The organism is Desulfofundulus australicus DSM 11792, assembly GCF_900129285.1.
Taxonomy (GTDB): Bacteria; Bacillota; Desulfotomaculia; order Desulfotomaculales; family Desulfovirgulaceae; genus Desulfofundulus; species Desulfofundulus australicus.
The window spans coordinates 1-20,055 of sequence record NZ_FQUW01000012.1 but is presented as its reverse complement, the minus strand read 5'-3'; the positions used below and the strand labels follow the sequence as shown (position 1 = coordinate 20,055).

Below are 20,055 nucleotides of genomic sequence, written 5' to 3'. Positions count from 1 at the left end.
TTTTTTCCAGGAAGGAGTGATGAGATGCCGCCGGCAAAGCAATTGACCCAGAGAGATATGGAGCTGTTGAGGTATCTGGCAAAGTGCAGTGTTCTGACGCTGGGGCAGGCGAAGAGGATTTACGGCAATACGGAGCAGTATCACTACCGCCGTTTGAAGTGCCTGGAGGAGCGCGGGTATGTAAGGACCGAGAGCAGGTACAGCAGGTATATAGAAGCGACGAGGCTCGGTATAAAAGAAGCAGGGTATGACTATTCGCCTCCGAGACTCAGGGATAAAGACCAGTGCAGGCACAAAGCCAGGGTGGCGGAGATATGCCTGGGGCTTCCCAACTGGGAGTATTTATCGCCCAGGGAAGTCAAACAGAACACCACGGTAAACAAATCGTACCGCCTGGATGGGATGCTCCGGAAAGATGGCAAAGAATACGTTGTATACCTTTTGAGCGACGACCCCCGCAGGACGACCATTCAGGGGATAAAGCATGAATTGAACGACATGCCTTACCACCGCATATACAATGCCATAGTGTTCTGCCCCACGCTCAAGGCTATGGAACACTTTTACACTGACATTCCCAAACTTGAGGAATTGCTGCTGTTGCCCTATCCGTATGGGATAGAACTTTTGAGGCACAAAGATGAAATCGAAGGTCGTATAGAGGACCTTTTGCGGGGCTATGAAAAAGCCAACCGCCGCTTTGCGGACTATCAGAAAGGCCAGACATACGTATCTGTTCTGGCATTTAACGACGTGGTAAAGAAAGAGCAGCTGGAAGCCTACCTCAAACTGAGAGACAGGGAGAAAAAAGATGTGGAGATAGTCTGCCTGGAAAGCCAGTCCAGGAAATTGACCGAACAGTTTCCGGGGGTAAAGCTGATCACAATTCCAGAACTTTGGAGGGATAAAAATGCTTAATAAACTAGCCCGGGCCTTGCGGAATAGAAAAGCAAAGGCTGTATTTTTTTTAATCCTCCTTTACATTCTCGACGCCTGGCTGCTGGGGTCGCCGGCAGTTTGGCTTTACGACACGCACAAAGGGCTGGCCTGCTTCAAGAATCCCTTATATGCCGCCGTTGCAGTACCCGTTTCCGGTCACTACGGCTTGTGGTTTATTTTCAATGTTGTGGCGTTAATTCTGGTGGGGATTATTGTTTTTCGCCTGTACATCCAGTATCCGGAACTTGTTGAAAAGATTGTTCCCAGGAAGCTCTCTTTCATCAACGACCCGACCTGCGGCACATCCCGCTGGATGAAACCGGAGGAGATACCCCGTACATTCGACCTGGGCCACGGTCCGGGAATACTGCTGGGGTCTTATGGAGGCCAGCCCGTGAGGTACAACGGCAAAGGGAGGTTGAACAGGAACGTCATAATCTTCGGTGCTCCGGGCTGCGGCAAGACTTTCAGCGAAATAATCCCCAACTGCTTACAGGCGGCAGTGAACGAAGAATCCATCGTGGTCACCGACCCCAAGGGTGAGATAACGCGGGAGACGCTGACATTCTTTCAGAACCGGGGTTACAGCGTGAAGGTATTTAACCTGGTGGACATGGCGCATTCCGACCGGTGGAACCCATTGGATGAAGTGGTTACGGACATTGACGCTCAGATGTTCACGGAAGTCGTTATTGCCAACACCGCCGTACCGGGGATAAAGAAGATGGGTGGTGACCCCTTCTGGGACAGGGCGGAGCAGAACCTTCTTAAAGCGCTGGTTCTTTACGTCAAACATGAATACCCGCCGGAGAAGCAGACCGTATACGACCTGTACCACCTTCTCGCCGGTGGGGACCTGGATACCCTGGACATGATCTTCAAGGGGTTGAAACCGAATCACCCGGCCAAAGCTCCCTACAACATTTACTCCCAGGCAGGGAACACGGTCAAAGGTGGGGTTATACAGGGGTTGGGGACCAGGCTGCAGGTATTCCAGAACGAGCTGGTCAGGAAGATAACCGAGAAGAGCGACATTGACCTTGAAGCGCCGGGGAAAGAGCTATGCGCGTACTACTGCATAATGTCCGACACCGACACTACCTTTGACTTTCTGGCATCCCTGTTTTTCTCGTTTCTGTTCATCAAGCTCACCAGATTGGGCGACAGGAGCGGTGGCAAATGTCCTGTCAACATCAACTTCCTGCTGGACGAGTTTTGCAACATTGGGGCCATACCGGACTTCAAGAAGAGGATAGCCACGATGCGTTCCAGGGGGATATCCTGCACCATCATAACGCAGTCTCTGCCGCAGTTAAGGAACCGCTACCCGCAGGACGCCTGGCAGGAAATCATCTCCTGCTGCGACACCAGGTTATTTCTGGGTATAAACGACATCGACACGGCCAAATACCTGCGGGACCTTATGGGTACCGGTACCGTTGAACAGCGTTCCATTGGTCGCAACACGAAGGACATGTTGAACGTCAAAGTAAGCAGGAGCCCGAAGGAGAGGCCGCTGATGACCCTGGACGAGATTTTGAGGATGGACGAGAAGAAGGCCGTTTTAATTGTGCGTGGGAGGCACCCGCTGATGATAGACAAGCTGGGCTACCCTGAACATCCATTGGCGTGCGAACTGGTTTCCCGGGAAGTATCTGAATACATACCCTCCTGGCACATGGAACCGGCTGGCAAAATAGAAATTGACTGGGGAAGTATGGAACAAGATGCGGGGTTTGAAATGGAGGTGGGAACAGAAATTGAAGCGGAGCAGGCCGGGGAATACGTGGATGAAGGGCATAACGAGGCCGCTGCTCGGGTAGAGAGTGATATAACAGCTTTCAGTGAAACGGGCCGGAGCGAATCTCGGCAGGCTGAAGCATTCTGGTGATGGCGGGGAACTCCCGCCTTATTTTTTTGTGGGGAGTATTCCCCGGGTCCAAAAAATCCAGTCCAAAAAAATCAAAAGGGGGAATTTTCAAATGGAAACCGGAATGGAGACCAGAAAGGAATTTTTCCAGGACGTGTGGCCGGACGTATTTGCCTCGCGGCAGAAGAGGAAGATATTGAGGTGGCCCGTAGTTGGTGTGAAGGACTACACCATCAGGTCTGGAGAAGAGATGAAGAAAGTTCCATGCCTGGTGGTGGGGAAGGAACAGGTGCTGGGGATCATACCGATTCACGAATCCGGCATCAAGCTCAGTGAAAACGCCGGCATTAACCGCAACAGGATGATGAAGTATCTAGGGCAGGAAGTGGCGTTTATAGTCATTGGGGTGGACGTAGAGAACGACCGTTTCATAGCATCCCGCAAGGCGGCGCTGGAGGTTTTATCTGCCCAGGCGTGGCCGAACCTGAAGGAAGGCATGGTGGTGACCGTAACAGCGCGGAAGGTTTACGAGAACGCCGTGGTGGTGGAATTTGATGGCATTGAAGCCCACTTACCGGTATACGAAATATCCCATGGCTGGGTGGACGAGATACATGAAGTAATCCAGCCGGGGGATGTATTTGACGTGAAGATAATAGAACTGGACAGCGAGAATAAGAAGGTCACGGTATCGTTGAAGGCGCTGATACCTAACCCGTGGCCCGGTGCAGCGAAGCGGTATGAGAAGAACGGCGTATACCGGGGGACGGTAACGGGAGTGACCCGGTACGGAGTATTTGTAGCGCTGGAGCCCGGGGTAAACGCACTATGCAGTCACTTAAAATCGGACTTCAGGGTGGACAAAGGCGACGTGGTAGCTGTAGCCGTGAGGCGGGTAGAATTAAGAGAAGACGGGGGGCGTGTAAGCGGCAGTTTGGTACGGGTGTTAAGGAAAAACAGGGCGGCATCTTAATACCATACTGCAGGGAACCGGGGGTATCCCCGGTTTTTCTTTTTTAGCCAAAAAATGTCAAATAAACGCCCAGGTTTCTCGTGAGAAGAGAAAAAAATCCATTGACAGTAACCAATGCGTAATGGTATACTCTAAACAAATAGCACATCAGTTCGCAATCAGTTAGACTGGCTGCACCTGGCAGCGGTGCAGCTGGTAATTTATTTGGCCGACGAAATTAAAAAAATGTCACAATAATGACCACGCCCCCAAAAATATCCGGGCGTGGTTTTTTGTTTGGGGGGTGATTTTAATGTGCATGGGAACAGCCGTTGAGAATCCGGTATTATCAAAGTTAAAAATATCTCCCTTTTCCGCGCTTAACAATTACAGGATAATCCAGCGGACAAAGAAGGTACGGGAAATATCGACTCCGACGCCCAGGGAGGTAGTTTTGCTGAATATAATAAAATCCTGCGGTTCGGTTGCGGGGTTTCAGGTGGAGGGTTTGTGGTCGCGAAAGGGTCGGGAGAAGCTGAAGAAGCTTGCGTTTGGGGGGTTTATTACCTTTTCCAGGCTTGAGGGCGAATACAAATTAAACGTTTACAGTTTAAGTCCTCAGAAAGATGTAAACACGGTTTTAAAACAGCTGGCCTTTGCGCAGCTGTACGTGAGGATCCGGGAGCACTTTCCGTGCGGGGCATCTTTGTTGCCGCCTCCGTTAACGGGGGTGATAAACATCCGGGGGAAGATATTTCCCGTACTGGTCGTACGGCGCGGTGAAGACCCTGCTTTTCTCTACGGGTATTTGAGGGGGTTCCCGCGCCTGCTGGTGATAGCGGAAGAGCTTGTGGAGCTTGATTTGCCTGTACCTTTCAGGGTGACGACGGACGGGGACCTGCTGGAAAAGCCGCTGAGGTATGCATTTTACGACGAAGATTGCAGACCTGACGAGGCAAATATTTTCAAGTGAGCTATTGCACTCCGGTCATGGTTGTGGTAGAATCTTCTTAAGTTATCGTATGGTTGCCGGTGCTTTAAAGGCGCCGGAGGAATGTGTCTTGTAAAAGGCACGGTATGCAGCTTCTCTTAAGAGGCTGAGGAAGGTTATTTTCAATACGTGTAGGTGAAAGGCCTTATTGTCTTTTTTAGGGGACAGTAAGGCTTTTTTTAATTTCAAAATTCTGCTAAAATGGGGGTGAAAGGCGGGTGGTGCATATGAACATTGTCCTTTTGCCGGAAATTTTGCGGCAGAAGCTGGGCGACGACGGTGCGAAGGAACTGGTGGATATTATCAACGCCTCGATAAAAAATGCAAGAGAACATTTTACCGAAACATCTGCAGAGAAAATTGAACGTCGCATAACTGAAACCAGGGCCGACCTGGAGAAACAGATAGCCGAGACAAAGGCCGATTTGATCAAGTGGATGTTCTTGTTCTGGGTTGGTCAGGTTGCGGTTATGGTCGGGGTAATGAGTTTTTTCTACAACCTGATTGTACACTCCAAATAGCCGAGTAAATCGAAGTCCAAAAGCTCCGTTGGTATAACGGAGTTTGTTTTTTAAAAGGAGGCGGTTGCAGTGTTCAGAACCCGGGATCAATTTCTAAAGAATGTTTCCACACAGGCGGAAATTAACCGCCTGGCACATGGGAGCGCCAGAAGGACGCCGCAGGAATGGGCCATGATAGCGGGGACCCACATGGGGCACCTGCTGGAAGCCGTACTTCAGGATGATCGGGAGAAAATCGAGAAAGAGCTTCTTCACGTGGCGGCGCCTCTGCTGGAGCTGCACTGCGAGCTGCAGCGGCGGGCCGTTGAGGAGCGGCAGTTGGCTCTAGCATTTTAAAAGTGCACGTGCATGCGCGTTTTAATTGGCAAAAAGAAAGGCAGGTGTGCTATAATGGTTTCAGGGGTGGTTGATGTGACCGCAGATGAAATCATCCAGGAGATAGAAAACCTTCCTGAAACAGAAAAGAACAAACTTTTTACTTTTTTGCTCGAAAAATTCGGTGCATTATTATCTCCGTCCTTTGATTTCTGGGACAATGAGGAGGACTCTGTTTATGACACCTTATAAACAGGGGGATGTGGTTCTCCTCCCTTTTCCGCCAACAAATTATTTTTCTAAGGCGCCTGTACAGAATAAACAGGCGACGCTTAAAAAGAGACCAGTGGTAATCATAAATGCCGACTGGTTTTTTTATTTGCGTGGGGATTATATAGTGGTTGCCCTCACATCGCAACCTCCAAAGGATGAGCTGGACGTGCCGTTAAAATATTACTCGAAAGCAGGGCTGCCCAAACCGTCGGTAGCCAGAATTGGCAAATATGCTACAATTCATCCCTCAGTCATAATAAAAAAGCTAGGAGAGCTGACAGAACATGATCTGAAGAACATTTTACGCCACGTAATCTGGCCGTTTGTTTAATCAACCGTTTAAATGTTCCTAATGAAACACTTTCCCATCGCCGGGGACAAACGGCGGTCACCTGCTGGCCGCCGTGGGCCGGCAGGTGTGGAAAGGAGGAGCCGTGAAAGACTTCTTTACGGACGAAAAGGTTGCGGAATTGATTTCCTGCATCCGCGAAGCCGGTTCCAGGAGGGGAGGGATGAAAAAATTTGCTGGAAAGCACGGGCTCAGCTGGCACAGTGTTAAGAACTATTTCTATGAGCACATATTAACGCCCGAACTGGACAGGATCCTCCCTCGGGTAGATACCGAACCACCCTCTGCTGTAAAAAGATTTTTTGACACGCAGGAAAAAGTGGAAGAGCTGCTCGCCTGTATTGAGAGAACAGGGAGTAAGAGAAAAGGGTTTATAGAGTTTGCTAAAAAGCATAATCTCAACCCCAACGGCGTACAGAACTATTATTATCAGAATATCCTTCCTCAAAAGACCTCACAAGAAGATTCTCTCCGGAGAAATTCCTCTCAAGAAGAAACTTTCACTCAGAAACCCACCCCAAATATCCAAACCGAACTGTACAAAGTCATGGCCGAAAAAGGTTTTCCATCAGCTCCCCTGAGCAAAGAAGATATAGATGCGGTGGCAGAGAAAACTGGCGCTCACTATCACACGGTATTGAGCACGCTGGGGTCCATTACCGCCAGAGGAGAATTTTGGGCAAAAATTACTTCCGATCCAGAGTGGAGGTATTACACCTCCAGGTACTCGGCTGTGCACGCTGAAGCCAGGATAAACGATAAAAAGGTGATCCTGGTAGCTGAAGAGGAAGGCGCGAAGCGGCAGTTGGAGAAAGTGAAGCCGGGCTGTGAGGTCATAGTAACCGGCGAATTTACGAACATTGGGCCGGAAGTTCAGTTTAAAGTCCGGTCCATAAGCGGCCTGGAAGAATCCCTGGAAAAGCTGGCTGAAGAGCAAGCAAGAGAACAGGAAGAGCGGGAAGCTGCGTGCCGGGCTGCCGTGGAGGGGATGTTCGGGGAGCCTCTCCGGCTACCTTCGGACATTGACCGGCTCCTTGAGCGGGTATCCCGGCAGAAGGGCATAAACAAAAAGAAATTGGAGGATGCGTACATGGAGCTGATGGACTCTCCGGTTTACAGTGTCTGGAGGGCCATGCTGCGTGAGAAGGAGCTGGAGGCTAAAAGGTACGAACTCCGGGCGGAGTCAGTGGAGCGCGAGAACGGCATCCTCAAGCAGGAGCTGGAGAAGATGAGGTCTGCAAATTTCGTGGTTATCTCCAGGGAGCAGGCGGAACTTCTCCCGACGTGTGGCTATCTGCTGGGCCTGTACCAGAAGATAGCCGAGCAGGAGGAAAAGATCCGGGCGCTCCGCAGGCTGAGCATGGTCTACCTGGAGGCCCTGCAGAAGAAGAACGCAGAACTCCAGCGTTTCCGGGAACAGACCGTTTCCAGGGCTCTTTCATCGGAAAACGCTGCTCAGGGCTGGGGAGTTCACGTCCACTAAAAGAAGGTTCTGTTAGAAAACCACTGGATAGGGGGTCTCGAGATGTCTGTTAACGCCATTACACACACGATGCGCTCTTACGCTCTTTACACTCAAAAAGGGCAGGAAAAACGTGCTGTAAACTACTTAAGAAAACTACGCAGGATTTACAACGAAATTGTTGATGCTGCAGTATACCCTTTTAAGAGCTACGTCCGGTTGGATGTAGCCTTCTATGAAAACGGGAAGTTTAAAGATTTAAAGCTGGACTTACCCCGGAAGATGAGAGCCGATATTGAAGGTCACGCAGGGATAATCCGCATTTGCGGCAACGGGAACGAAGCAGTGCCGCTGGACTAGAAGACCTGCTCGCTTGGGAGCGGGTTTTTTAATTTCAGATTCTCGAAAGGAGGAATTTTGATGTATCAAAAATGGATTGGCATTGGGCGCCTGACAAAAGACCCCGAGCTCAGGGAGACGTCTGATGGGACTCCGGTAGCGCGGTTCACCCTGGCCGTTGACAGAAGCAAAGACGAGGCCGACTTTATTGATATCATCGTCTGGCGGGAGCAGGCGGAGAACTGCGTTAAGTACCTCAAGAAAGGTGCTCCCGCTGCGGTAGAGGGCCGGCTGCAGATACGCACTTACGAGGATAGTCAAGGGATCCGCAGGAAGGCGGCAGAAATAGTAGCCTCCCGGGTGGTCTTTCTCCCCAACGGCAAGAAATCTATTGAAGAACCGCCGTGGCCGGATGAAGCGCCTCCTGCTTCCAGAAAGGGGAAAGAGGATAAGGACGATTTTATCGAAGAAGTTAACTTTGACGACATTCCGTTCTAGTATTTTTTAGTGCCGGCAGGGCGGCATTTCTGCTGCCCTGCCGGTATTTCCGGTCGAAAAAGCCCGTTTCTCTCAAACAAGAGGGACTGGCTTTTGTATTTTATCGAAAAAAGGGGGAAAGAAACCGTGTCTGAAAAAACCGAAAGAACGCTGTACGACAGCCTTCCGGCGGAAATTCTGAAGAAGGTAGTTCGGGGCGAACTCGATTCCATGACCCCAGAAGAAACGGTCGCATACTACCAGGCGGTATGCGAAAGTCTGGGGTTGAACCCGCTGACGAGGCCGTTCGATTTTATAAGGCCGAAAGGCGGCAGCCGGGTGATCCTGTACGCCAGGCGTGACTGCGCCGACCAGCTTGCCGCGAAGCACAAGCTTTCCCGGCAGATCATCAGCCGGGAGAAGATAGGGGACACGGTGTACGCAGTCACCGCGCGTATAACAGGTCCCGACGGCCGCGTGGTGGAAGCCACGGGTGCAGTTAATATTGCCGGTTTGAAGGGCGAAGACCTGGCGAACCGGATCATGATCGCGGAGACCAAAGCGTACAGGCGGGGTGTACTGGCGTACGCAGGTCTGGGGTGGGCGGACGAGACCGAGCTGGAGACCATTCCGGAACTGCGGAATGAATTTAGGCCGGAACCCGGGCTAGAAACTGAGAGTGCCGGGCCGGAGCCTGAGCAGCAGCCCAATCAAGAGGCTGTACAGCAGCCCGAGCAAGAACCTGAACAGCAGCCTGAACAAAAGCCTGAACAACAACCCGAACCGAAGCAGGGAGAAGACTTCGAAGGCGAACTGGTGGTTCTGGAGCCGCCGGAAGAAAAGGACGGCTGGAAGAAAGTGCTGGGGTTCACCCTGGTTGGCGAAGAGACGGTGAGCCTCGTGACCAGGGGGAAGCACCTGGACGCCCTCGGCCCTCAGGACCATATATACGTCAAGGGGCAGAGGCGCGGGGATAAGATTATTGTAGCTGTCGTTTCCATCATCAAGAAAGCTCAAGAACCCGAACCCGGTGAATTTACCGTAATAGTCAAGTCACCTCCCCGGGAGGCGAAGAAGACTTTCGAATCAGGGCTGGAATCCATCACCTGGGCGCGGGCCGTAGCGAACGGGGAAGAAGTCCTGCTCGTTGCCCGCGGGGCCAACCGGGAAGCGGTAAAGGCCCTGGCCGTTGATGCGGAGGTTCGGGTTAAGGGGACCCTGGTCCAGGACAAAGACAAGATATTGCTCGTTGTCGAGGAACTTCTTGAACCTGCAGCTTAAAAGAAAGGGGGATGGTTTAACGCCATCCCCTTTGTTTTCACGAAAACTCGACCAGAACAGGAGGCGAATTCACATGCTTCTGGAAAAGGGTGCAATTACTCAGCTTGCCTCAGAGGGACATGTTACACTGCAGGTTCCGGAGTTTTCCATTAGAATCATTGGGACCAAAACAATCGCCAGAGATGGTATGACGTGGGATGTTCTGGTTGCGGAGAAAACTCTTTATGGTCCTGTAGAAGAATATAATGAATGGTTCATGCGTTTAAAACTTAACGGAAGAAAACATGTGCCAACCAGGAAGGACAGTGCTCCGCTTTTTCTGTCAGAGAAGGGCTGGAAAAACAACAAAGGTAGTATCGAAGAAGCCTTCAAGGGGGCCATTGCGAAAGGGGTTGCCAGGGGTACCTGGGAGGATTTCGAAGCGATGGCCAATGAGCATTTCATGCAGCTAAACACCTTGGGATACTCAACGGTTTTTTCTCGCATCTAAAATCCCCGGGGATCTGTCCCCGGGGATTTCATAAAGGGGGGTCGGCATGCTTCTGAAAATATACCCCAAAAACGTCGACAAGGCCCTGGACGAGGAACACAAACCCCTTTTGAGGGGGTTCGGCCTGGGACGGGACGGGAAGATTTACCTGGAGTACCTTTCCCATATAGGCGGCAAGAGACAAATCATCGCCGCGCAGACCGGCGGCACGTCCGTAATTTATCACGAATGCAAGTCTTTTGAGGGTGATACGCCCTATCCCTGCTGGCACCTGGGGGCCATATCGCTGGCCATGCCCGGGCACCCTCCCATGACGGTCAACGTGGAAAGGTACCAGGTTGCTCCGGCTCCCATAGTAAAGGACCTGACGGAAGGCATTTTAGGCAGACCGGGAGACTTTGAGCTCCTGGAACTTATCGAAGAAGATACCCTCACGGAAGAGGCGAAAGAATACATCATGCCGGAACTATCTCCGGAGGACGCCTGGCTGGCCAGGTACAACCTTCCGGTGAGGGTGTTGAAGAAAGTCCTCGACTTCCGGGAGCGGCAGAAACAAACTCTCTCGGAAGAACAGAAGGCCAGGATTCCAAAGGCCCGGTACATCCCGTCGGGGAGCGAATTTGTGAACGCGGTTGCGGCCCTGGTGTACGGCCCGGGCGGTTCGGCCTGGGAGGCTCCCCTGCTCATAGGGCCGAAGGGTTCCGGGAAATCCACCATGGCCGAGACTTTAGCGGCGGTAATGATGCTCCCGGTGAACAAGATATTCGGGGGCATTGATTTAAACGCCGAGGCCCTTCTGGGGAGCAGGACTCTCATTCCTGCTGATGAAGGGGTAGACATCGTAACCGAGGCGAAACTTAGAACAGCCTGTAAAGCTGCCGGAATAGACGCCGAACCCCTTGTCCAGAAATTGAGGAGTTCCCAGATGAAAGTGGGTTTCGAGCCGGGGATACTCCTCCAGGCCGTGGAGAAGGGGGAGATGGTCATCGTGGACGAGATAAACATGCTCATCCCGGAGGTGACCTCCCTCCTGCACGGCCTGCTGGACTGGCAGAAAACGCTGTCGGTTCCGGGATACGGGGTAGTCAAAGCTCCCTCCAGCTTTCGGCTTGTGGGCTGTATGAACTACGGTTATGCGGGTACGAAACCCCTGAACGAAGCGTTCCAGGACCGGTTCCGCTCGGTACAGGTACCGCACCTGGAATCGGAACAGCTGGCCGACCTCATCGTCCGGGAGACGGGCTGCAAGGAGTCCGTTTCCAGGAAGCTGGCCAACCTTTTCTCGGAGCTGGCTAAGGGCGTGGCCAACGGAGACTATTCCGAAAGGGTCCTGTCCGTGCGCTCCCTTTTCAGGATAGCGCGGGAAGAGATGGACGGCTGCGGGACGCTGAAAACGGTAGCGACTTCGGTATTGACCGAAGGCCTGGGCGACAAATTTGAAATCGATCAGGTGACAGACATTATAGAGGCATGCCTGCGAGATTGATGGGGAAGGGGGTCATTAAACCATGTCCCTCCAGGAGCTAAAGCGGGTCAGGCTTCAGAGCCTGGCCCGTGTGCTTTCCAACAAGGGTGATCTGACCCTGATGTTTGGGGCCGGGGCCTATACGGACCTTAAAAATATAACCCTGGTCCCCTTTGAAGGTCAGATTGAGCCCGGCGTCCCGGCATCCGAAAAAGAGTGCTGGCTCGCCCTGAAAGCTTCCTGCGCCCACGAGGCCGGGCACATAAGGTTTACCGACAAGAACATCTGGCAGGAAGCCAGGAGGCGCGGCGGCAACCTGCTGGCCCACATCCTCAACATCATTGAGGACGCCCGGGTAGAGAGGTGTATGGCCAACATCTACCCGGGTGCCATGTTGTGGTTCCGGTTCATGAACGACTACATCTTCGTGAACCGGAAAGACTGGGGCACAGGACCCAGGGCGCTTCTGGGGGCGCTGGTCTGCTACGCCGTGGTCGGGAGGGTACCGGACTCTATTGCATCTCAAGAAGACGTAATGGAACTGGTCAGGAAGTGCGCCCCCCATATCGACGCGGGACGGCTGGCGAAAGACACCCGCGGTGCCCTGGAATGCGCGGCAGAAATACTGGACATCGTAAAAGATTATTTTTCGTCATACACCCTCCCGGAGGAAGTATTTACGGCAGGAACTGAATCTCCCGAGGAAGCGCCGGAGGGGGAACTCGACCCGCGCCGGGAACCGAAGCTGCCGGAGATATCCCGAAAAGAATTCCATTCCCACTGCGGGGAAGAGAAAAAAGACGAAGGTGGTGCCAGGGAGGATCGAGACGAAAAGGAGAGTTTCGACACTGATGGTTCTGGTGATAAAACCGGCCACGGGGAGCGCCTGGATGAACCCGGGTCAGGTGAGGGTGAGCGGTCAGTTTCCCTTGTTCCGCCGGGAGAAGAAGATTCCTCAAAAGAAGATTCTCCGGAAGGGGATTTTCTAGAGGAAGATTTCTCGGAGGAAGATTCTCCAGAAGAAGATTCTTTTGAAGAAGATTCTTTTATGGATGGTTCTCCGGGAAGTGATTCTTCTAAAAATGATTCTTCAAGAGAGCCTCCGGAAGAAGAATACGGCGGCGGGAAATACCCGGAAGAAGACCTGCCGGAAGAAGAACCCGAAAAGTTTCCGGGTGACGAAAGTCCTTCGGAAGGAGAATCTCCGGGCAGTGAAGATCTGGTAACCATTGAAGAAGATGACGGAGATTCTTCGGAAGAAGAATTCCCGGACGATGAAGGCTTCCCGGAACTTGAAGAGCTTGAAGATTCCTTAGACGATCTACCAGAAGGAAAATTCCCGGATGAAGGCTTCCTCGAGGAAGAATTCGAGGGCGACCTGCCGGAAGAGGGGTCCCCGGAAGGAAACGGTGATGAATCCCCGGATGAGGAATGGGGTTCGGAAACTCCTTTGGAACTTCCTGGAGGCGGAGAGCCATCAGGAGACGACATCGACATGGATGACTATCTGGAACTGCTTGAATCCGCCGGGGAAGAGCTGGAGACCATCGAGACGGCGGCCTCCCGGGTCGCGAAGTTGGAAATTCCCGCGGCAGACATCTCGGAGGAAGAGATTGTAAAAGAACTTTCCCGTGATATACATAAGGGAGTTGAATTTATTCTTAAAAAAATTGATCCCGATAGATATGCCAGGAGCCAGTACGAAAAACTCTACTCCGAGGTGAAAGGATATATATCCAGAACTGTGGATGAGATCCGCCGGGTTCTGGAGTACAGGGCTGCCGTCAGGGAGCGCAATTTGCGCAAAGGGAAGCTGGACTGCGGGGCTCTCTGGAAGCTCAGGACCGGGGACCCGAAAATTTTCTATAAAGTAAACGAGCCAGGCGACATTCCCAGGCTGGCGGTCTACCTGCTGGTGGACTGCAGCGGGAGTATGACGGGACCCAGCATACATGCTGCAAAAAGCGCGGCGTGCCTGCTTTACGAGGTCTGTGAAAAGCTCAAAATTCCGGTGAACGTGACCGGGTTTACCGGCGAGGTTTCAAGCTGGAGCGACGTGACGCACTACCGGGCCGTGGGCTTCGGCGAAGCCGACAGAAAACACGCCATCGCCCGCCTCGATGCCTTCTCCCAGAACAGGGACGGCTACTCCATCAGGGTAGCCGCCAGGGAACTGCTTCTCAGGAACGAGGAGCAGAAGGTGCTCATCGTCCTCTCTGACGGTGTTCCCTTTATGCCCTACAGGGGGTACGGGGGAGAAACAGGGGTTAGAGACACCGCCTTGGCCGTCCGGGAGACGGAGAAGATGGGCATCGGGGTGATCGGGCTGTACTTCGGCCCTGAAAACTACCTTGTCCAGGCGCAGAAGATTTATAACAACCTGGTCTACGTCAGGGACATCGGGGTTCTGCCCCGCGCCCTGGGGAGAGTGCTCAAGAAGGTCATCGCAGGATTGTAGAAAGTCAGAGAAGGTCAAAAAGGGGGTATTGGAATGGAAGTATTCTCTTACAGCCGCTTATCCAAATACGAATCCTGCCCGGCGGCGTTTTACCGGCACTACTGCCTGCATGCGGAAGGGGTGCCCAGCGAAGCCTCAGTAACCGGAAAAGCGGCCCATGCCGTCATTGAGGCGGCCATGAAGCTTGGCTGTAAGGAAGAGATGTTTTTCCGTGTAATGTCGGAGATAGCTTTAGCAACCTCTCCGCTCGAAATAAAACCGGAACAGGTATTCATTCTTACCTACAGGAACCCTGTTCTCCGGGAATTCCACCCGGATAACAGGGTTGAGGAGCATTTTGTCGTCCCCCTGGACGATGAGGACCCGTTTGCCCCGAAGGTTCAGGGATATATAGACCTGTGGCGGGACGGAAGCCATATTGAATTAATCGACTGGAAGACCAACTACAAGGCATATAAGCCTACGGACACGCACCAGTTGGGGTTATACGCCTGGTACCTTTCCAGGAGAACCGGCAGGGCCGTGAGGGGGAAGCTGGTCTTCCTGCGGTTGAACGAAGTTCTGGAGCACGAATTTTCCTACCGCGACATGGAAGGTGCCCGGGAGTGGGCGTACACGCTGGCGCAGGAAATTCAGGATAAGCTCTGCATGATAAACGAAGGTGCCGACCACCAGCAGCTCTTCCCGACCAGGGTCGGCGATGCCTGTCGGGAGTGCGAGTACGCGGTAGAGTGCATTGACGGCAATCTCCCTCCCGTACCCGGGGAGGTAAGGACCTACCGGGAGGCAGAAGCCCTGGGGGCAGAAATCCTGCGGCTGGACGCCGCCCTGGGCCGGATGAAGGATGCCTTGAAGGCTTATGTGTCGGCGTGCGGGCCGGTGGTTGTGGGCGGCAGGCAGTTCGCCCTGGTTCCTTCGGTCTACTGGAAGTGGAATGCGAAGTCCCTGGAAGCTGCATTCAGGAAGATGGAGCAGGAGGGTAGAAATCCTTTTGATTTTTTGAGTTTGGGCTCCACCCAGATCAAAAAACTGGGTTGGGGCGAAGACGTGCTCCGGAAGCTGGGGGCAGTAAAAAGGGAGAGTATCTCTTTCAGGGATGTTGCGGCAAGCTGATCTACTAATACCCTGGTCCAAAAACAAGGGGGAAGCCTTACACGCTTCCCCCTGCAGTTTTTTCAGGGGGTGGTTTGCCTGAAAGATTTCGACATTATCGAAGTCGCTGAAAGGCTCGGCCTCCAGTTCGTCAAAAATGGCCCCGGAAACGAAAGGATATACAGGTGTCCCTTCTGCGGCGACTCCACCAAGCACCCCAATAAAGGGCACCTGTACGTCAATGCAAGGACCGGGGTTTTTAAATGTCACCGGTGCGGCGAGGAAGGCAACGCCATCACCCTGTGGGCCAAATACCACAGGGTAGATGCAAAAACTGCTTACAGGCAGCTTCGGGACGGGGAATTCCCGGAATGCGGGCCGGTCCCCGGGGAAAGCGGCGGGGAAGACAGCGGAGCGGGTATAGACGAGAGGGACAGGGTTTACAGGAAATTCCTGGGACTCCTCAAGCTCGACCCTCCGCACAAAGCCGACCTCCTGCGGCGCGGCCTGAGTGAGGTGCAGATACACAACAACCTCTACAGGTCTGTTCCCCAGGATGCGAGGTTCCGCTGGAGAGTAACCAGGTACCTCCTGGAGAAGGGTTACTCCCTCAAAGGGATACCTGGTTTTTTTACGCGGAACGGGAGGTACGGCCCCTTCTGGGACTTCGTAAGCCCGGCCGGGTATCTGATCCCGGTGAAGGACGTGCAGGGCAGGATACAGGCCCTGCAGGTCAGGCTGGACGAAGGGAAATACATCTGGTTTTCATCCCACGGGATGCCCAACGGGACATCATCGAAAGCTCCCACCCACTATACGGGTGGGAGAGGCAAGGTGTGGGTGACGGAAGGTCCCCTGAAGGCTGACGTGGCCTCGGCGCTGCTCAACGCTCCCTTTGTGGGCATCCCCGGGGTGGGTGCGTGGAAGGACGTTGACGGGATACTTGAGGCTTTAAGCTGTAAAGACCCCGTGGTGGCCTTCGACGCGGATTACAGGACCAACCCCAACGTCGCAAAGGCTCTCGGTGACTTTATCAGGAGCCTCAAGCAGAACGGGTACCGGCCCCTGGTGGCCAGCTGGCCCGCCTCATACGGCAAGGGGATAGATGACGTGTTTTTGAAACTTCACAGGGAAGAGGTGTCGTCCGTAACCCTTACAATCGAGGGCGTGCCGGTGACCATCAGGAGGACGGTGACTACTACTGTTTCTGTTGGAAAGTAGCTGCGTTGCTTGCTGCCCCGCGGGGTGCGGGGCAGAATGGAGCGCGGTTGCGGCTGCCGGTGCTTTTAAGACACCGGAGACAGGGTTTGATTTTACGGCGCCTTTGAAGGCCGCCGGTAAAATTCAAAAAAATAACCAAAAGAGGAGGGGCAAAAATGGAAGTATGCTACTTTTGCCGGGTGCGCCGTCCGACCTGGGTAGTGGATTTCGAAACCAGGCGGGTACTGGTTACCGTGGACATGTGCGAGGAGTGCTACAAGTCCTATCAGGATCAAGAGGCTACCGTCTACTGTTTGTACAGGTCGCGGCGATTCTGGCTCAAAATGCTCCTGGTGCACTGCCTGATCTGGGCCGGGTCCCGGTTCGCCCTCCTGGGGCGGCTGATGGCGCGGACGGGGTTTGTCCGCCGGTACCTGGACATAAAGCCGAAAAGCCCGGCCTGGTTTGCCCTGCGGCTGTCCGATGTGCTACGGGTCCGGTAGCGGCAAAGGCTTCTGTCGGAAGGGAGCTTTGGTGGATCTATCAGGCTCTGACACTTCGTGTCAACCTGGTAGCTCCGCTTAGAAAGGGGGGTATACGTTCTACGGGCTGCAGAAAGTCCGTAGAAAAAAGCAATGGAAAAAGACGTTTACAGGGGCGCTGAAATAATTGAACGGCGCCGGCTGAAGGATCTAAGACCTTACGTCGATGAACTGTTGCGAGAGGGATTTAAGAAAATCAAATCGCCCCGTTTTATCGTTTTCCTGAAGCACCCGGAACGGGATGACTGGGCAGTGGTAACAAAAAGTTCCGTAAGGGACGAGTACATTTTAATTCGGGGAGGCCTTGATTTCATGTTCGGGCTGAAAAGAAAGACGTTATCATATCGCGGCTGCACCAAATTATGCGGGAATGACTGTCCTGTGTTTAAAGCTTCACTCTCGGGGCTTGGTCACAAGATACGGCCTTCTTAGTCCAAAAACCCTGCTGTTTTCCCGGCAGGGTGTTTTAATTTCAAGAAAGGGGATGGTTCTCATGGCCAGAGTCGAGTTATTTACTGAAGAGCTGGCCGCAATCGCCGACCCGTCGTACAGAGCTTTTGCGGCAGCGTGTCTGGAATTTGCCCCACAGGAGTTCTGGACGGCCCCGGCGTCATCTTCGAGGAAGTACCACCCGGAGTTTGCGCATGGCGAAGGCGGGCTGGTGCGGCACACGAAGGCGGCGGTCAGGGTGGCTCTGGACCTGCTCCGGGCGTTTCCTGAACTGGAGCCGGAAAGAGACGTGATCATCACAGCTATCCTGCTGCACGACACCTGCAAGGTAGACCCGGATACCGGGCGGACCGATCCGGATCATCCGCTGCTGCCGGGGAAGCGGTACGAGAGGTTTGCGGGAATGCTCCCGCCCGGCGGGTATGAAGAAGTCATGGCGCTCGTCGAGACGCACATGGGTATCTGGGGGCCGGTAGATGTCTGGAAGATGTCTCCGCCCCTGCCGGAGAGAATGGGCGCGGCGCTGCTGGTCCACCTGGCTGACTACGTTGCCAGCCGGGAGTGGGTGTCGGAGAAAATTCTGGCATAAGAAAGAGGCCGGATATATGCCCGGCCTCAAGTCGTAAGTTATCCCTGGAAAGGAGCGAGAGGAGAGGATGGCGAAACGGAGCGAGCTCAGGGAAGGCATGTACGTGCGGATGAATCCCGAGCTGGACCCGGACAGCTACTGGCAGCGGTTAATCGCGGGTCGCTACTTTCGTGTAGGCAAAGTAGCGGAGAAACCCGACGACGCTGAAATATGGAGTCCGTGTTTTGGGAATGTCCTCTACTGGTCGACAGGGTACGTAATGCAGGTTGACAACGAAAATATGATGCTTATTTCGGAAGCCGAGCAGGAAAGGATCAGGTACATTCTAAAACACAAGCAAGAATTTGGCGATTTGTTCAGGGTAGGCCGCAAGCTGGAACGTGCTGTAGAAATGCTTGACGATTACCTTAGAGAGAACTGCGAAGAACACGTTGATTTGTGGGACATAATGGACGCTGAACACTTAGCTGATAAGGTCCGGTGGGCAATGAGCGACGAAGCTGAAGAGAACGAGATAGAAGAAGTTGTCAGCGAAGCGGTTGAAATGTGGGGAGAAATTGAGGAGCTGCTGGAAAAACTGGACCGTCTGGAAGATAAATATGTGCGGAGCTGGGTCCGGCAGCAGAAACCGGCAGACTGGGAAGAAGTTATCGTAACGGAGACGCCGGGGTACCGGCTGTTGAACCTGCTCATAGCCGATTTTGCAGCGTTAAGGGACAGCTGGACGGAAGAACTGGGCAGCGGCTACCCGTTCAGCGAGGACCTTGACGAGCTGATAATTAAGCTGGTAAAGTGGCGGGACAGCGTTCGCGGTGCTGGTCTGGCGAAAACGGGGAGAGGATTGCCGTGCGGCAGTTAACAATCTTTGACATCCTGTCGGATGATACCGGTCAATCCTCTGGTGGAAAAAGAAGAAAACGCAGACCTCTCAAAGAGGAGTACGACGAGTGTGTGGCCGCCTTAAAAGAACGTTTCGAGCGGCACGCCGAAATTTTGGCTAAAGGCACGACCGACCCTTTCTACCCGGACGGGGTTAACGCCAACCTGGTCAGGAACCACATTATCTACTACAGGAAGCGGCTGGAAGAGATATGCAGCCGGACGTTTTTGGCACTGCCGGAAATATACTTCCGTCCGGTTCCTGAACTGGTTGATGAAAGCTACATGGCGCCGGGTTCCCGGGCAGCAAAGTTGCACAAAAACTTTAATAGTTAGAGGAGGAATGGTCTTATGAAATTCACTACGTCCAAAGAAACACTCGAAAGCGCCCTCTTCGCGGCGCGGCGTGCGGTCAGGCACAACAGCCCGCTGGGGATCCTCCAGGGGATCCACATGACGGTCAGGGGCGACCGCCTGGAGGTGGTCGGGACGGACACCGAGCTGACTATCCGTTATACCGCAGAAGTCGAGGTTGTAGACGAAGGCGAAGTGATAGTAAACGCTGGAATCTACGACCTTGTAAAGCGGCTGCCGGCAGGTCCCGTAGAAGTCGAGCGGGCGGAAAACGAACTGCTGCTCAGGTATTCCGGCAGCGAAGCCAGGGTCAGCGTATACACCGGCGAGTTTCCGGCGGTACCCTCCGTCGACGGCAGGGGCATCGAAGTTGATGCCGCGGAATTCTTGAACGCAGTCGGTCAGGTCTATTTTGCCTGCTACGGTGAACTCGACCGGCCCATTCTAACAGGGGTGCTTGTCAATTCTCACTTTGATTTAGCCCAACCCCTGCCCATTTTCGCAGATTGAACAATCTGCAACTATTTCCGATACCAGAATAATCTGCAACTGCTTCGCAAATTGTGCTGGTATTTCAGGTCAGTCAGTCCGTCTATTCACCAGAATATGACAACCAGTGACTGACCCCTTTTCTTCCGGCTGTGGAACAGGTAGAATATTTGCTGGAAGTGACCGCCATGCAGCAGATATTTTACACGCCTGTACCGCCGGAAGAATACGCCCGCCTGGGCAAAGATTTTCCCTTTCCCCAACCACTCTCATGCCCC

Annotated in this window: 22 protein-coding genes; all 22 read left to right on the top strand. The window is 53.3% G+C overall.

Features of this window, described 5'->3' with window-relative positions:
• Positions 1-24 precede the first annotated feature (24 nt).
• Positions 25-918, top strand: a complete 894-nt coding sequence (locus BUB44_RS05615; protein ID WP_073163966.1) for a hypothetical protein — start codon at positions 25-27, stop codon at positions 916-918.
• Positions 911-2,830, top strand: a complete 1,920-nt coding sequence (locus BUB44_RS05610; RefSeq protein ID WP_073163963.1) for a VirD4-like conjugal transfer protein, CD1115 family — start codon at positions 911-913, stop codon at positions 2,828-2,830. Before BUB44_RS05615 ends, BUB44_RS05610 begins: the two co-directional genes overlap by 8 nt.
• A 91-nt stretch (positions 2,831-2,921) precedes the next feature.
• Positions 2,922-3,782 carry a S1 RNA-binding domain-containing protein gene (locus BUB44_RS05605; RefSeq protein WP_131821587.1) on the top strand — a complete coding sequence of 287 codons (861 nt, stop codon included), beginning with the start codon at positions 2,922-2,924 and terminating at the stop codon, positions 3,780-3,782.
• 433 nt (positions 3,783-4,215) lie between these two features.
• Entirely contained in the window at positions 4,216-4,734 is a 519-nt protein-coding gene (locus tag BUB44_RS05600) for a hypothetical protein (RefSeq protein ID WP_131821586.1), read from the top strand.
• Between the two features lie 245 nt (positions 4,735-4,979).
• The gene (locus BUB44_RS05595) at positions 4,980-5,273 is read left to right on the top strand and encodes an LA_3696 family protein (RefSeq protein ID WP_073163954.1); all 294 of its coding nucleotides are present in this window, start codon (positions 4,980-4,982) and stop codon (positions 5,271-5,273) included.
• Positions 5,274-5,342: 69 nt separating this feature from the next.
• Positions 5,343-5,609, top strand: coding sequence for a hypothetical protein (locus tag BUB44_RS05590; RefSeq protein WP_073163951.1), 267 nt, complete (start codon positions 5,343-5,345; stop codon positions 5,607-5,609).
• A gap of 12 nt (positions 5,610-5,621) precedes the next feature.
• Complete coding sequence (locus BUB44_RS15220) at positions 5,622-5,840, top strand: hypothetical protein (RefSeq protein WP_131821585.1); 219 nt, start codon at positions 5,622-5,624, stop codon at positions 5,838-5,840.
• On the top strand, positions 5,827-6,192 hold the full coding sequence (locus tag BUB44_RS05585; RefSeq protein WP_073163949.1) for a type II toxin-antitoxin system PemK/MazF family toxin: 366 nt from the start codon (positions 5,827-5,829) through the stop codon (positions 6,190-6,192). Before BUB44_RS15220 ends, BUB44_RS05585 begins: the two co-directional genes overlap by 14 nt.
• Before the next feature lie 103 nt (positions 6,193-6,295).
• Complete coding sequence (locus BUB44_RS05580; RefSeq protein WP_073163946.1) at positions 6,296-7,693, top strand: hypothetical protein; 1,398 nt, start codon at positions 6,296-6,298, stop codon at positions 7,691-7,693.
• A 42-nt stretch (positions 7,694-7,735) separates the two neighbouring features.
• Entirely contained in the window at positions 7,736-8,032 is a 297-nt protein-coding gene (locus tag BUB44_RS05575) for a hypothetical protein (protein WP_073163944.1), read from the top strand.
• A 60-nt stretch (positions 8,033-8,092) separates the two neighbouring features.
• On the top strand, positions 8,093-8,509 hold the full coding sequence (locus BUB44_RS05570; protein WP_073163941.1) for a single-stranded DNA-binding protein: 417 nt from the start codon (positions 8,093-8,095) through the stop codon (positions 8,507-8,509).
• A gap of 126 nt (positions 8,510-8,635) precedes the next feature.
• Positions 8,636-9,769: a hypothetical protein gene (locus BUB44_RS05565; protein ID WP_131821584.1), complete on the top strand. Its 1,134-nt coding sequence runs from the start codon at positions 8,636-8,638 to the stop codon at positions 9,767-9,769.
• A gap of 73 nt (positions 9,770-9,842) precedes the next feature.
• Positions 9,843-10,259, top strand: coding sequence for a hypothetical protein (locus tag BUB44_RS05560; protein WP_073163936.1), 417 nt, complete (start codon positions 9,843-9,845; stop codon positions 10,257-10,259).
• 46 nt (positions 10,260-10,305) lie between these two features.
• The gene (locus BUB44_RS05555; protein ID WP_073163933.1) at positions 10,306-11,745 is read left to right on the top strand and encodes an AAA family ATPase; all 1,440 of its coding nucleotides are present in this window, start codon (positions 10,306-10,308) and stop codon (positions 11,743-11,745) included.
• A 22-nt stretch (positions 11,746-11,767) separates the two neighbouring features.
• On the top strand, positions 11,768-14,182 hold the full coding sequence (locus BUB44_RS05550) for a cobaltochelatase CobT-related protein (RefSeq protein WP_073163930.1): 2,415 nt from the start codon (positions 11,768-11,770) through the stop codon (positions 14,180-14,182).
• A gap of 33 nt (positions 14,183-14,215) precedes the next feature.
• Positions 14,216-15,295, top strand: a complete 1,080-nt coding sequence (locus tag BUB44_RS14980; RefSeq protein WP_083543109.1) for a RecB family exonuclease — start codon at positions 14,216-14,218, stop codon at positions 15,293-15,295.
• Positions 15,296-15,364: 69 nt separating this feature from the next.
• Complete coding sequence (locus BUB44_RS05540; RefSeq protein ID WP_073163927.1) at positions 15,365-16,495, top strand: DUF3854 domain-containing protein; 1,131 nt, start codon at positions 15,365-15,367, stop codon at positions 16,493-16,495.
• Between the two features lie 155 nt (positions 16,496-16,650).
• Positions 16,651-16,977: a hypothetical protein gene (locus BUB44_RS05535; protein WP_073163924.1), complete on the top strand. Its 327-nt coding sequence runs from the start codon at positions 16,651-16,653 to the stop codon at positions 16,975-16,977.
• Positions 16,978-17,422: 445 nt separating this feature from the next.
• Positions 17,423-18,055: an HD domain-containing protein gene (locus BUB44_RS05525; protein WP_131821583.1), complete on the top strand. Its 633-nt coding sequence runs from the start codon at positions 17,423-17,425 to the stop codon at positions 18,053-18,055.
• Positions 18,056-18,122: 67 nt separating this feature from the next.
• Entirely contained in the window at positions 18,123-18,914 is a 792-nt protein-coding gene (locus BUB44_RS05520; protein WP_073163914.1) for a hypothetical protein, read from the top strand.
• The gene (locus BUB44_RS05515) at positions 18,902-19,270 is read left to right on the top strand and encodes a hypothetical protein (RefSeq protein WP_073163912.1); all 369 of its coding nucleotides are present in this window, start codon (positions 18,902-18,904) and stop codon (positions 19,268-19,270) included. The genes BUB44_RS05520 and BUB44_RS05515 overlap by 13 nt, the downstream gene beginning before the upstream one ends.
• Before the next feature lie 15 nt (positions 19,271-19,285).
• Entirely contained in the window at positions 19,286-19,798 is a 513-nt protein-coding gene (locus tag BUB44_RS05510; protein WP_073163909.1) for a beta clamp domain-containing protein, read from the top strand.
• Positions 19,799-20,055 lie beyond the last annotated feature (257 nt).